The 569-nt window shown below is 54.3% G+C and carries 2 protein-coding genes; both read left to right on the top strand.

Features of this window, described 5'->3' with window-relative positions; genetic code table 11:
* A partial coding sequence (locus QMK33_RS23430; protein WP_283567050.1) for a LytR/AlgR family response regulator transcription factor occupies positions 1-315 on the top strand: 315 nt, incomplete at its 5' end.
* Positions 316-350: 35 nt separating this feature from the next.
* Positions 351-569: hypothetical protein (locus QMK33_RS23435; RefSeq protein WP_283567051.1), on the top strand; the 219-nt coding region annotated here is incomplete at its 3' end.

The following is a 569-nucleotide window of genomic DNA, read 5'->3' on the forward strand; positions in this document are numbered from 1 at the left end:
TTTGTGAAGGGCGAAAGCAAGAATAAATTCCTGCGGCTCAGCCACGCTGACATCCTGTACGTGGAGGCGCTGAAAAACTACGTGTCCATCGTGGTGCCGGGCCAGCGCATCGTCACCTACCAGACGCTCAAGGACCTGGCCCAGCAGCTGCCGCAGCCAGCGTTTTTACGGGTGCACAAGTCGTTCGTGGTGGCGCTGGATAAAATCCGACTCGTCGACGGCCACACCGTATACGTGGGCGAGACGGCTATTCCGCTGGGCGAAACCTACCGCGAAGGTTTTTTTCAATTAATCAGGGCCCAACCCCAACTCTAGGAAATGTTCTCAATTAAGGGAGTATTTGTATTTTCATGAATGCAGACCGCACGCTGCTGACCGATGCCATATGGCAGAAATTAGGAGAGCATCAAAAAGTGTGGGGCAGTCGAGGCCACCAAGCTCTTTACCACTGCCGACGGAACGCTTACCTATACCGTCTAATTAACTGCCCCACACTTTTTGATGCTCTCCTGGAAACCCCCACCTTTGCCCCCGCCCGTTGGGTGCTGTTTACGGCAGCCCCCGATTTT

The sequence above is a fragment of the Hymenobacter sp. H14-R3 genome, assembly GCF_030063445.1.
GTDB lineage: Bacteria > Bacteroidota > Bacteroidia > Cytophagales > Hymenobacteraceae > Hymenobacter.